Origin of the sequence: Moritella dasanensis ArB 0140 (assembly GCF_000276805.1) — a bacterium.
GTDB lineage: Bacteria > Pseudomonadota > Gammaproteobacteria > Enterobacterales > Moritellaceae > Moritella > Moritella dasanensis.
Genome location: NZ_AKXQ01000001.1, coordinates 44,318 through 57,822, shown reverse-complemented (window position 1 = coordinate 57,822; position 13,505 = coordinate 44,318). Strand labels below are relative to the sequence as shown.

General features: G+C 41.7%; 14 protein-coding genes and 1 riboswitch. Of the genes, 8 read left to right on the top strand and 6 right to left on the bottom strand.

Annotation, left to right across the window (positions count from 1 at the left end):
* Positions 1–35 precede the first annotated feature (35 nt).
* Positions 36–731 carry a GntR family transcriptional regulator gene (locus tag A923_RS0100230; protein WP_033197499.1) on the bottom strand — a complete coding sequence of 232 codons (696 nt, stop codon included), beginning with the start codon at positions 729–731 and terminating at the stop codon, positions 36–38.
* A gap of 207 nt (positions 732–938) precedes the next feature.
* On the opposite strand from A923_RS0100230, the gene A923_RS22675 reads away from it, so the two are divergent.
* The gene (locus A923_RS22675; protein ID WP_157532722.1) at positions 939–1,262 is read left to right on the top strand and encodes an acyltransferase family protein; all 324 of its coding nucleotides are present in this window, start codon (positions 939–941) and stop codon (positions 1,260–1,262) included.
* Positions 1,202–1,747, top strand: coding sequence for an acyltransferase family protein (locus A923_RS0100225; protein WP_017219616.1), 546 nt, complete (start codon positions 1,202–1,204; stop codon positions 1,745–1,747). Before A923_RS22675 ends, A923_RS0100225 begins: the two co-directional genes overlap by 61 nt.
* Positions 1,748–1,756: 9 nt before the next feature.
* Here A923_RS0100225 and A923_RS0100220 read toward each other — a convergent pair whose 3' ends face one another.
* Entirely contained in the window at positions 1,757–2,218 is a 462-nt protein-coding gene (locus tag A923_RS0100220; RefSeq protein WP_017219615.1) for a methyltransferase family protein, read from the bottom strand.
* Positions 2,219–2,664: 446 nt separating this feature from the next.
* Between A923_RS0100220 and A923_RS0100215 the strand changes: the two genes are divergently transcribed.
* The 6 genes from A923_RS0100215 (at position 2,665) to tenA (ending at position 8,905) form a co-directional block, all read left to right on the top strand.
* A complete protein-coding gene (locus A923_RS0100215; protein ID WP_017219614.1) occupies positions 2,665–4,245 on the top strand; it encodes a BCCT family transporter in 1,581 nt (526 codons plus the stop codon).
* Between the two features lie 223 nt (positions 4,246–4,468).
* Positions 4,469–4,568, top strand: a riboswitch (TPP riboswitch).
* A 72-nt stretch (positions 4,569–4,640) separates the two neighbouring features.
* Positions 4,641–5,519 (top strand): bifunctional hydroxymethylpyrimidine kinase/phosphomethylpyrimidine kinase, encoded by an 879-nt coding sequence (thiD, locus tag A923_RS0100210; protein WP_017219613.1) that lies wholly within the window; start codon positions 4,641–4,643, stop codon positions 5,517–5,519.
* Positions 5,512–6,396: an ABC transporter ATP-binding protein gene (locus A923_RS21865; RefSeq protein WP_017219612.1), complete on the top strand. Its 885-nt coding sequence runs from the start codon at positions 5,512–5,514 to the stop codon at positions 6,394–6,396. Before thiD ends, A923_RS21865 begins: the two co-directional genes overlap by 8 nt.
* Positions 6,389–7,201: an ABC transporter permease gene (locus A923_RS0100200; RefSeq protein ID WP_017219611.1), complete on the top strand. Its 813-nt coding sequence runs from the start codon at positions 6,389–6,391 to the stop codon at positions 7,199–7,201. The genes A923_RS21865 and A923_RS0100200 overlap by 8 nt, the downstream gene beginning before the upstream one ends.
* 60 nt (positions 7,202–7,261) lie before the next feature.
* Positions 7,262–8,209 (top strand): ABC transporter substrate-binding protein, encoded by a 948-nt coding sequence (locus tag A923_RS0100195; protein WP_017219610.1) that lies wholly within the window; start codon positions 7,262–7,264, stop codon positions 8,207–8,209.
* Positions 8,210–8,239: 30 nt separating this feature from the next.
* Positions 8,240–8,905 (top strand): thiaminase II, encoded by a 666-nt coding sequence (gene tenA / locus A923_RS0100190; protein ID WP_017219609.1) that lies wholly within the window; start codon positions 8,240–8,242, stop codon positions 8,903–8,905.
* Positions 8,906–8,998: 93 nt separating this feature from the next.
* Here the strand turns inward: tenA and A923_RS0100185 are convergent, their stop codons facing one another.
* From A923_RS0100185 to A923_RS0100170, 4 genes are all read right to left on the bottom strand, one after another.
* Entirely contained in the window at positions 8,999–9,850 is an 852-nt protein-coding gene (locus A923_RS0100185) for a helix-turn-helix domain-containing protein (protein WP_017219608.1), read from the bottom strand.
* A gap of 39 nt (positions 9,851–9,889) precedes the next feature.
* Complete coding sequence (locus A923_RS0100180; RefSeq protein ID WP_017219607.1) at positions 9,890–10,708, bottom strand: GNAT family N-acetyltransferase; 819 nt, start codon at positions 10,706–10,708, stop codon at positions 9,890–9,892.
* Positions 10,709–10,893: 185 nt separating this feature from the next.
* Positions 10,894–11,613, bottom strand: a complete 720-nt coding sequence (locus A923_RS0100175) for a 3'-5' exonuclease (protein WP_017219606.1) — start codon at positions 11,611–11,613, stop codon at positions 10,894–10,896.
* A gap of 9 nt (positions 11,614–11,622) precedes the next feature.
* Entirely contained in the window at positions 11,623–13,500 is a 1,878-nt protein-coding gene (locus A923_RS0100170; RefSeq protein ID WP_017219605.1) for a DUF294 nucleotidyltransferase-like domain-containing protein, read from the bottom strand.
* Positions 13,501–13,505: the final 5 nt, after the last annotated feature.

Genomic DNA, 13,505 nt, shown 5'->3' with positions numbered 1-13,505 from the left:
TTTAGTTTCTGTGCAATTTTAGTTGTTGGGTAATTTTAATTGCTATGTAATTTTAATTGCTGTGTAATTTTAATTTCAATATTTTTACGTGAAGCAGCTATATGGCGGCGCATGAGCATTTCGGCTAATTCACCATCTCGGTCACTAATGGCTTCGATAATTTGGGCGTGTTCTGAAAAAGCGCGGCTGGCTCTGGGGCTGTGCATACCAAACTGGCAGCGGTACATGCGCACTAAGTGATAGAGTTGGCCACATATCAAATGAATGAGTTGGGCATTATGGCTGCCTAAAATGACTTTATAATGAAAGTCTAAATCACCTTCTTCTTGATAATAAGCCACACCATCTTTCAGTGCTTGCGCCGATGCGTGTTGGTTAAGCATGGCTTTCATGTCGACAATCTCGGCATCCGTCATATTTTCTGCCGCTTGTCTGCATGCCATACCTTCTAACGCTTCGCGTACAAAATACAGGTCGAGTAAACCTTGCGTTGTACATTGTACGACCCGTGAACCAACATTGGCTTTACGCTCAATTAAATGGCATTTCTCTAATCTATTTAATGCTTCACGCAGGGTAGAACGACTGACTTGGTAATGTTTTGCGAGTTCGGGTTCACTGATCTTACTGCCAGCGAGTATTTCACCGTCAACAATGGCACGTTGCATTTGCTCGAAGACTTTATCTGCTGTTGTCACAGCGACTATTTTTGTTGGGTCATCTAAAGGCATAATATTGTCGACAATGTTTGAATTTAATTCAATATCATTCATTTTTTACATCTTGTCAACATTGCAGTAACTAAACTGACGATTTCAGAACGGATATATCGATAACACCAATACCTATTTCCATACTTTTTTCACCTACTAAGCTTTGCGAATATTGTTAAAATAATAAGCAATTAAATGACTTAGATAACTTAAATGGAAATACGTATGTCAGAAAATACTAACGTACCTCGCTTGTACGCTTTAGATCACCTTAGGGCGACGATGATGTTACTTGGTGTGGTGATTCATTCTGCAGTCAGCTACATGATATATGAGCCTGACCAAGTATGGCCTTATCGTGATCCCGTTACATCGGTATTTTTCGATATCCTTGTCGGTATTATCCATAGCTTTCGCATGCCAGTGTTTTTTCTAATGTCGGGATTTTTTGCCGCATTAATTTATCATCGTCGAGGGTCAAATTGCCAATGTCGTCGGGTTCACTCGACAGTGATTTACGCTGGATCCCGAATGCCGGGGTATTTTTAGCATATGGTTTTGTTTATTGGTGTGGCTGGTTATTGTATGGTCAGCAAGCGCGGTTACAGGATATTAAGCAGCACAGCTATCGATATTTACTGCTCGCTTTCATACTATTGCCAATCGCCAGCTATTTTATTCAGCAAGTGGCTAACAATACCCATTTAAGTCAAATAACAGCCCATTTATTGGCGGTTCTGTTTAGCGGTTTATTAATGTGGGCATTCATGCTGGGGATCACTGGTTGGTTTTTGCGGTGTTTTAATCAATACAACATGACTGCAAGGTATCTAACCGATTCCGCCTATTGGGTATATCTGATCCATTTACCGGTCGCCATCTGGATCACCGCACAATTGGCTCATTTGGACTGGTCGGTCTGGACTAAATTCAGTATTACCCTAACCGTGACACTCACACTTAGCTTGCTCAGTTATCATTATTTAGTACGTCGCACGGTTATCGGTTATTGGCTAAACGGTAAACGCGCCTGAGCCTGAGATTTATAACCAACGGCGAACCTGACTTTGGTAACGAATAAATTCACGGCCAAACAGCGTGGTTAACGCGCTTTCTTCCGGTTTAATTTGATATCGATTCATATATAAAATAAAACCCATGATGCCGAATAAGCTCAACGGGGTAGATAAGTAGACATTCCAAGCAAGTAATAACAGCACTAAGCCAACATACATCGGGTTACGTGAGTACTTGTAAACACCTGAAGTCACCAGTAATGATGCAGTTTCTGGTTTTAATGGATTCACCGTGGTTGCAGCTTTTTTAAATGACACCACACCGGCGATAGCAAAAAAAATGCCTAAGCCAATAAGGACTAAAGATAAAATCAGTCGTAACGTCAAGCTCATTTCAACACTGGGGACAAGGAACGAACATCCCCACATGATCGCAGCAAAAAATAAGGTAATAACCGGTGGTGGGATCTTATTTTCAAGTCTCTTCATCATATAACGCCAAGTAGATTAAGCAGTTGTAATAGCATACATTATTTAATCTTATTAAAAATAAACCGAGATCTTAATTGTGAGAACTGGACAGGGGTTCAAGGTGATCTATACTAGATATTGAAAAGCGTTTTATCTACCGACAGACCTAAGAGGTGAGGCAGATATAGCAACCACGTCAGTTTCTGGGCTTGAAACGTGGCCAACGGGAAAGAAGCAGAACCCTGTAATAGCTAATTCTCGACGCGCTTTTCACACTTCAATCTCCGCATTAAATTAAATACCGCCATCCCCTATTTCGACGCTACATATCCAATATCCATTATAAATTAATGGTTAAAGTTACTCTAAATAGATATTCCGCTGAAATTTAACTCTAAATTTGCTAAACTCTCGAACAACAAATAACTAAACAAATAGAACAGGCTTGTTCTAACTGAGGACTAATGAGTATTAATAGGGATAAATACAGTATTGATAATACTGACTACACTGTTGGTCAAGATAATGTCCAAAAATGGGGTTTTGATGTTCACAACCCAGTATTTGGTATCAGTGCATCGTTAATCGGCTTATTCTTGGTTGCAATTTTAGTAGTTGACCCTGAAACATCCAAATCATTTTTAGACGGCATCAAATGGCAAATCATTGGTACTTTTGATAGCCTCTTCATGTGGTCAGCAAATATTTTTGTTATTTTCTGCCTCGGTTTAATTGTCTCGCCATACGGTAAAATCCGTTTAGGCGGCGATGACGCTAAAGCCGATTATAGCCGCATGTCTTGGATTGCAATGCTATTTGCTGCCGGCATGGGTATTGGTCTTATGTTCTGGGGTGTTGCAGAACCTGTTGCTTACTTCACGGGTTGGTATGAAACACCGCTTAACGTAGCAGCAAACACACCTGAAGCAGCGCAACTGGCATTAGGCGCAACTATGTTCCACTGGGGTTTACACCCATGGGCAATTTATGGTGTTGTTGCACTGTCACTGGCTTTCTTCTCTTATAACAAAGGCCTACCACTTTCAATGCGTTCAGTATTCTATCCGATCTTAGGTGATAGAACGTGGGGTTGGGCTGGTCATATTGTTGATATCCTCGCTGTAATCGCAACTTTATTTGGTTTAGCAACATCACTTGGCTTAGGCGCACAACAAGCCGCAAGTGGTTTTCACCATGTATTGGGCATTGATAACGATCTATTCTTACAAATTTCGATCATCTTTATCGTGACGTTATTGGCTGTTGTGTCGGTAATTCGTGGTATTGACGGTGGCGTTAAAGTAATTAGTAACATCAACATGCTACTCGCGTTAGTGTTATTAGTATTCGTTGCGTTAGTAACGTTTGCCGTATCAATGGGCACAATTCCAACGACTATTATGGGTTATGTTAAAAATATCATCCCATTAAGTAATCCAATTGGTCGTGAAGACGAAGCTTGGATGCACGGTTGGACTGTATTCTATTGGGCATGGTGGATCTCATGGTCACCATTCGTAGGTATGTTCATCGCGCGTATTTCACGTGGTCGTACTATTCGTGAATTCATCACGGCGGTATTACTGGTTCCAACCGGTGTGACTGTATTGTGGATGTCTGTATTTGGTGGCATAGCGATTGATCAAGTCGTTAATAACGTCGGTACATTAGGCACTGAAGGCTTGACTGAAGTACCTTTAGCTATGTTCCAAATGTTTGATGCTTTACCTATGGGTAACGTATTATCAATGCTAGCTGTATTGTTAGTATTAGTATTCTTCATCACCTCATCGGACTCAGGTTCGTTGGTTATCGACAGCATCACTGCTGGTGGTAAAGTTGATGCGCCAGTACCACAACGTGTGTTCTGGGCATTCATCGAAGGTGCTATCGCAGCAGCGCTACTTTGGGTTGGCGGTACACAAGCAATTGAAGCATTACAAGCAGGTGCAATCTCAACCGCACTGCCATTCACGGTGATCTTATTGGTCATGTGTGTGAGCTTGATTATGGGTTTAAGAACAGAGCAACATAACCGCAAATGATAAGCGTATTCGATTTTCGACTGTGAAAATCTAATTGACGACATTCAAGCATGAAAAAGGCCACGCGTTACATTAACGCGTGGCCTTTTTATTATCCTTAAAAAATAAATAACCGAATCAATGGCTAATGAATCATTGAGGAATCACTGCTAAATCGTTAAAGCAATTTTATAATCTAAGTAACTGGCTATTGCGCTTTCAAAAAAACTTGTTACTATTGCCGCCTATATAGTCGGGGGGCCTAAAGGCTGAGAGCGCATATTGCGAGACCCGTTGAACCTGATTCAGTTAACACTGGCGTAGGGAACTATCAGTCTTGCTTCACCTGATTTGACCTACTCCGTCTCTCAATCTTGGCTTGATAAAGTTCCTATACGTCTGTACTAGGAATATTTATGCTAAAGGTTACAACAAACACATCAACACCCGTTTCATCAACAGCTAGATCATTAATCAATAGCGTATCAACTCCTATCGTATTAACGATCGCGGGCTCTGATAGTGGTGGCGGTGCTGGTATTCAAGCTGATATCAAAGCAATCTCTGCAACGGGCAGTTATGCATGTTCAGTAATCACAGCCATTACTGCGCAAAATACCCTTGGCGTGTCCGCTATATTCCCTATTCCACTCGAATATGTTGAAAAGCAACTTGATGCCGTCTTTAGTGATTTAAATATTGTCGCCGTTAAAGTGGGTATGCTGGCAGACAGCGATATCATTAAGGTTGTCACCGCTAAGATTAAACAATATAAACCCGCATTTTTAGTCGTCGATCCGGTCATGATTGCCACCAGCGGCGATTTACTGTTAAAAGAATCAGCCATCAACACCCTTAAAACTGAGCTATTACCGCTTGCCGACTTGATCACCCCTAACTTACCCGAAGGTGCCGCTTTAACAGGTTCATCGCTGCCAACTTGTGAGGATGATATGGGCGCGATGATCCAATCATTACGCCAGCTTAACGTTAATGCAGTGCTGTTAAAGGGCGGTCATTTAGAACAAGACGAAAACAGTAACGACCTGCTTATCTTCCAGGATCATTTTGAGCAGTTAACCGCAAAACGTATTAATACCCACAATACCCATGGTACTGGCTGTACGCTGTCTTCCGCCATCGCATCTTACTTAGCGCAAGGACACGACCTACTGCAAGCCGTCAAATTGGGTAAACAATACATTTCTAACGCGATTGCGCATGCCGATGAATTAGACATTGGCAGTGGTCACGGTCCTGTGAATCACTTCTTTGCTGGCCACGCTGATGTCTAGCTCACCACAGGTAATTTTAGCGCCTACAAATAGCAAAGACACCATTGCGGTAAACATAACTATTACCAACGGTTACTTACGCTATCACGACAGTATCGACCCCGTGCTCAGTCAGCTAAACATGACGATGCCTGCAAAACAGTGGACATGTATCTTAGGTCGCAGCGGCTGCGGAAAAACCTCGCTACTGCGTTATCTTGCAGGCTTGTTAGATCAGCAAGTGACATGGTCTGGTGAATACGCCATTAACGCTAACCAGCAAGTCCTGGCAGACTTAAACAATCAAATAGCCTACATGGCACAACAAGACTTGCTATTGCCTTGGTTATCCGTGCTCGACAATGTCACTTTAAGCAGTAAGTTTGGCGGAAAAATGTCGAAATCAGCTTCGAAAGTAACGTCGCAAGCAAGCACTAACAAAGCGCTTACTCTATTAGCTAAAGTCGGACTTGCTGACAATGCTCAGCATTTCCCCCAGCAACTGTCTGGCGGTATGCGTCAACGAGTGGCATTGGCAAGAACATTAATGCAAGACAAGCCAGTCGTCTTAATGGATGAACCATTTTCCGCTTTAGACGCCGTGACGCGTTATCGATTACAGGATCTTGCTTGTGAATTATTAGCAGATAAAACCGTGGTATTAATCACCCACGACCCGCAAGAAGCCATTCGTCTCGCTGACCAAATCTATATTATGCAAGGTACACCTGCTAGCGCAGAAAATTTATCCGTCCCCACATCAGCAACACCTCGGCAATTCGATGCAGAATGTGCACAACTACAACAACAAATAATGTCTTGTTTGGCAAAAGAATATCGGGATGAGAGTGAGGATGAGGATGAGGATGAGGGTGAGAGTGGTGTTGGATATGAGTGAATTAATCAATAATCTTACCCCAGCGCAATCAAACGCAGTCAAAAATACCGACAAGCAACAGCGCCACATTAGCCCCTGGCTACGCGCGATAATTAGTACGCTAGTGATCATTGGTATATGGCAAAGTATCGTGGATATTTTTGCCATGCCCTCTTTCATTCTACCCGCGCCATTAGCGGTATTTGAACGCTTAATAGAACGCCATGAAGTCTTGTTTAAACACACATTGGTTACTGCGCAAGAAATTGTCTTTGGCTTGTTACTGGGTTTATTCATGGGATTATTTTTTGCATTGCAGATGCTGCTATTCAAACCAATTAAGCATTGGCTGTTACCACTCTTAATTGCCAGTCAAGCCATTCCGGTATTCGCCATTGCCCCCGTATTGATGCTTTGGCTAGGTTATGGCATGGCGTCGAAGATAGTGATGGCGGCATTAATCATCTTCTTCCCCGTCACAACCTGCTGTTACGACGGTTTACGTAATACCCCAACAGGCTATTTAGATCTGGCTAAAACCATGGGCGCAACCAAGTGGCAGCTGCTGCGTCATATTCAGCTACCCGCGTCTCTGCCGACACTCGCATCCGGTATTCGGGTCGCGGTAGTCATAGCGCCAATCGGCGCGGTTGCAGGTGAATGGGTTGGATCCAGTGCTGGACTCGGTTACCTCATGCTGCAAGCGAATGCCCGGATGATGATTGATGAAATGTTTGCCGCATTACTGATCTTGTCGGCTCTATCGATCTTACTTTATTTTGTCACTGACAAAGTATTGAAAAAACTCATTCCTTGGGAAGGATAATTCCCAATAGCCCTTATCAACATATACAACAACATATACAAAAATATAAAAAGGATATTTATGAAAAACAACATGTTACTAAAAGCAGCTATATTGACAACGGCTATGCTATCGACAAGTGCACAAGCAGAAACCAAGACGCTAACGCTGATGTTAGATTGGTTTGTTAATCCTAATCACGGCCCTATCGTCATTGCCAAAGAACGTGGCTACTTTGCAGAGCAAGGCGTGAACGTGGTGATCCAAGAACCTGCCGATCCAAGTATGCCACCAAAGCTTGTAGCGGCTAATAAAATCGATCTTGCTATCACCTACCAACCAAATCTCACTATTGATGTGGCGGCAGGTTTACCACTTATCCGCGCAGCAACCTTGATCGCAACGCCACTCAATACTTTGATGGTGCTCGACAACGGTAAAATCAATAGTATGGCTGATTTGAAAGGCAAGAAGATTGGTATCGCCATTGCTGGTAACGAAGAAGCAACTATCGGCACCATGTTAAAAACAGGCGGCGTTAGCTATGATGATGTCCAGATCATCAACGTTGGTTGGGCACTGTCTTCATCACTCGCATCAGGTAAAGTCGATGCTATTTGGGGTGGTCTACGTAACTTTGAAACAAATCAACTCGAACTTGAAGGCTTTAAATCAAAAGCCTTCTTTCCAGAAGAACATGGCGTACCCGCTTATGACGAATTAGTGTTTGTTGCTAATGCCAATACCTATGACAAAGTAGCGATCAAAGCCTTCAATAAAGCCCTAGAGAAAGCCACGACTTATATTGTTAATCACCCACAAGCATCGTGGAAAGAGTTTGTCGCTTATGCACCAGACACATTAAACAACGAGTTAAATAAACGAGCTTGGAACGATACCTTGACTCGTTTCGCGTTGCGTCCTTCTGCCGTTGATTTAAACCGTTATGACGATTATGCCGAATTCATGTATTCGCAAAAGATCATCAAAACATTACCGAAAGCGCAAGACTACGTGCTGGCACTGTAAACAACGTTGTAAAAAACACTGAGAAAAATGATGAATCATCAAGACCTAATCAATGCCTGTCGTGAAGACTGGGATGCGTATACCCAACATGCGTTTGTACAACAATTAGCGCAAGGCACGTTAGCACAGCCGAGTTACTTGCATTACCTTAAGCAAGACTTCTTGTTTCTTAAACAATATGCCCGTGCTTACGCGTTAGCGATTTATAAAGCCCGCACTTTAGCGGATATGCGTAAAGCACTACCAAGTGTGCATGCCCTACTGGATTCTGAAATTGGCCACCACATCACCTATTGTGCTAACTGGGGATTAACCGAATCTGATTTAGAGGCAGAACCGGAAGACTTTGGTACGGTGGCTTACACACGCTACGTCCTCGATTCAGGTATGGCTGGGGATATTGTTGATTTGTATGCAGCGTTAGCACCCTGCTCGATTGGTTACGCCGAAATTGGCCGTAATCTTGCGGCAGATAGCAATACCAAGCTTGTTGATAATCCATTCGCAAGCTGGATTGAGCTCTATAGTGGTGATGAATTTCAGCAAGGTGTGGCACAAGGTACAGCGCATATTGATGTGTTGTTAGCTGAAATAGACGTTAACAGCCAACGTGGCAAAAATCTGCTACATGTATTTAAAACTGCAACACGCATGGAAATTGCATTTTGGCAGCAAGGGCTTGATGTCGATAAGTAGTAACACGCAATTAATCAACTCGCTGAGATTTTATCATTTAGGCTAATTTGGCCAGCAGTCGACATAGATTGCTGGTTTTTATACTATTCAACGTCAGCTAACCCCACCATAGACATCAATAGTCAGGTCACGCTGCTTCACATAATTATTCGGCGTGGCACCTATTTGGCCTTTTAAATAACGGATCAAATGAGGCTGGTCACTAAAACCAAACTGATACGCTAAATCAACCCAATCAATGTCTTTGCTATCTCGTTGATATAAATACTCTAACAAGCTTTCTAACTTAAGCATTGACTGACATTGTTTAAGTGTAAGGCCGGTAACGCGATTGAAACTGCGCTCGATAGTCCGTTGCGAACAGTAAAGCTGTTCACCTAAGTGTGCAATAGGTGTCGTCGTTAACAGCGGTAAGACTTTTCGCGTTAATTGGCTGTGGTTATCTTCATTATTATTCGCCAACCAAGTTGATAGATATTGATCTAAACGCTCACAACATAGGTCAGGATCGTCTTTTGCAATAGCCAATATATGTTGCTCAATAAAGCTCTCATCTTTTGAACAATGGCTCAGACCAGCAATAAGTTCACTCAGATTCACGTCCATCACTTCATCGATGACGGGTTGTACTGGCGACATTGTCAGTGAATATAATGCGCCAACACGGAATTTAACACCAAGATATAAAAACGCTTGGGCATGGTCGAGCTGCAAAGTCTGAACTTGTGGAAATAGCCAATGACTACCCTGCCCTTGTTTTACGCCTGATTTTAAATCATAACGATAGTGCTGTGCGGCTGGCGCTAATAGCAGATGACTTTCTGGATGTGGGTTTAACTTCGGTGACTGATGTGATCCCGTATCCGTCTCCTTAATTAATAACCAATAGCTTTCTACATACTTGGCTACAGAAGCAGACTTTGGCGTTCTAATCCAATTTATCATTTAATATCTACATCCATAAATAAAGTGAGCGTTATAGCGCTAGCTATTAACACTAAATTGAACAATGCGGTGACACGCATTAAACCCAGCTTTTAAAATCGCCTTCTGCGCGCCGATATTAGCCATTTCGGTTGAGCACATCGCGGTTAAACCTTTCGATTCAGCGCAACTAATAAGATAATTTAAAACTTGAGTCGCAATACCTTTACCACGTTCAGATTCAGCAACAATCATACCCAAATCAGCATATTCAGTCTGGACGGTATCAAACAGGCGGCATTCACCACTTGCTAACAGTTTACCGCGTTTCCAATAACCGACTAATTCCTGGCGATTAATCAAGCGCTGATAATAACCCGTCAGCCATACTTCAGGGGCACCAATGGCATGCATTGTAAATTGCACAAAGTCAGATAACTGTGCATCGGTCGCGACGTCCATTGCAATAGATTCACCTTGGAATGGTGCTGCTGAAAGGTCTTGTTGATACATTAATGCGTTAGTTTGGTGCGTGGAATAGTTATCTAAACACAAAGAGAGATACAAAGGTTCTGCAGTACTAACAAACGCACCTTTGACTTCACCTATCACTGCGCTATTTTGTTCAACGATCAGTGTAAATAATTCACTCGCCTGTAACAGACATTGTGGATCAAGGTGAAATTGCAGCAGGTAACCATCGGCGTTAATACAGCAATAGCCCACTAAGGTATTATTTTCATAAAAACCAAAGTGCGTCGCCATCGGTAAAAAACCGCATAACCACATGCCATCAAGCGCAGCGGTCGTCGTGCTAAGATACTGACATTTTAGCGCGTCGAGTTGTGTAATATCGTAAATCTTTTTGATTACTAGCATCTGTCATTCCTATCATTTACTGACTTGTTATGACTGGGAACACTTAGCTATATACTCTTAGTTATATACTCTTAGCTATATAAGAACTAAGTCGCTCACCAGTCGATAACGTCAATATTAAGGCAGTAGCAAAAACAAAGATTGAACAAATACGACAATATTAAAACAACATGACACTCACTAGATTACAGCCATAGTTTCTTAATCGGTGTGTCCGGTGAAAAGTGGTAATGGATCTGCGCTTGTAATAACTCTGCCGTCGCAACCGCATCCGTTAATGCATCATGCGGTGGATAAGCAGGTAAATTATAGCGTTCACGGCTCTTACCCAAACGAATCGACTCTTGGCGTTTCTTGGGTTTGAACAGGCTGAAAAAGCCCTTTTTTTGCGCATCCTGTATGTCAGCTTCTATCTGCATGGTATCGACAACCGGAAACACAATACCTTCATCAATCAAACTGCGTAAATGATTATCAAAAAAATCGCGTTCAATACGGCGATAATGTACTACCACGACTTTACCTGCTAATGCCGCTAATACCGGTTTTAGAATATGTAATAAATCCGGTGCACCGTTCAAGTCAGTATGTGTAATACCATGAATAATAATTGAATTTTCTTTCAATTTATCTTCAGGCTCAATATACCAATGCTGTGCTTGACGACAATAAATACGCTTTAAATTAAACGGCACCAAACCAATACTAATAATACTGTTTTGTTCAGAATCCAGTCCCGTCGTTTCAAAATCTAACGCCACAAAATCAATATCACTTAACTTGGTTTCATCATGATACATACCAGCGCGATAAAAAGACTTTAAACGTTCATCCTTGCTTTGCTCTACTTTTATTTTGTAGAAAGCGCTCCAGTTTAAAATCTCTTTATTAATAAAATTATGCATTAATGATCCCTACATTTTATTGGCGGTATAACGATACTTCAAAAAGTTCTGCGCGTTACTCAATACCAAAAATGCATCTTTAAGATTACGACGCTCAAATTCAGACATGTTTTCTGGTTCGATATTATTATCCGGTTCAATGTTCGACTCGACATCTAACGCTTGGTGACGTAAACGTACTAAGGAAATCAATTCCATTGCATGTTGTAAGTCTTGGCCTTTCGATGCAGGTAAGATCCCCGCTTCAATAATATCTTCTAAGCGTTCAAATGAATTTTGAGATTGTGAACCAATGGCTAATCCATGCACACGGATCAAATCTGCAAGTGGTGCTGTACCACGGCGTTTTAAATTAATAGAATTGTTATGGCGACCATCGTTCTCCATCACAAAGGTTTTGAAGAAACCCAATGGCGGCGTACGGTTTAAAGCGTTACGGGCTAAGCAGGCTAAAAATCGGTTATTTTTCTTGGCACGACGAAGAATGAAAGCGTTTAATTGTTCGGCCCATTTAACACGACCATAAACACCGGTTAAATCAAAGAAGATAGAACAATTTAATAGCGCTTGTGGATTCGGATTATCAATCCAATCAGCAAAGCAATCTTCCCATTGTGCTTGCGTTTTACGATGTTCTGGATTAGTCGCCATAATATCGCCAGTACAATAGGTATAACCGCAGGCCGCTAATCCATCACAGACAAACTTGGATAATTTTTCAAAATACTCGCCATGCAGCGCTTCGTCATAACTGTTATCTAAAATAATACCGTTATCTTGGTCTGTTACGATCAATTGTTCATCACGCGCCATCGAGCCTAAAGCCAAGAAACAATAAGGAACCGGTGGCTGGCCTAATTCTTCTTCAGCAAGTTCAAGTAATCGCTGCTTAAAGCTACGACCAATTTCTGACATCGCACTACCAATCATGTGTGAGTTGGCATCTTCATTCACCATACGCACGAAACAGTCTTTAAGCTGCTTTGACAGTAACACCAAGTCTTCAATATTTTGTTGCAGAAAAATACTGCCCGACAATAACAAACTATTTTGTGATTCATAACGAATAATATCAGCCACTTCAATAAGGCCAATAGGTTGCTTGTTCTTGAGAATAGGTAAATGATGAACGTTATAGCGCAACATCATCAGCATCGCTTCTGATACATAAGCATTATGGTCGAGTGACATTAATTCTGTCGACATCACATCTGAAACGGGGTTATCAACACTCATGCCCATCGCGATAACTTTGGCACACAAGTCATGTTGAGTGATAATACCGACAAAGTTATTGCCATCTTCGTCGGTGATTGTTGGATCATTAATCAGCGCAGCTGTGACATTTTCTACCGCCATTACTTTCGCCACATCTTGAATTGATGTGGTGCTTTTCAACATGACTAAATCTCTGCTTAATAACTTTTTCACCTTTGACGTTGTTAATGAATTAGCATCATCATTATTATCTTCAACGGCTTGTTTTAAACGAATCGTACCTTCCACTTCGGAAAAATCTGAAAACGCTTCATAGCGTTCACAAAAATCATAAAAGATTGATTCTGGAATACAATAAAGCAGCGTATCTTTAACGGCTTTAGCAGGTAGTCGCACTTTATTATTGGCGATCAAGCCCATCTGACCGAATATTTCACCTTGGTCTAGACGATTGTATAGCTCACCTTTACGACGGTATATTTCTACCACACCACTGCGAATAAAATACAGTTCATGGATCTTATGACCATATTCAATAATCATCGAATCCGCACGGAAGTAAGAGATTTCAATGCTCTTAACCACTTCGTTCAATGCTTCTTCTGGCAATTGATCAAAAGGTTGATACTGACTTATAAAATTTTTAATTTCTAGTAATTCGATTTCCATTCTTT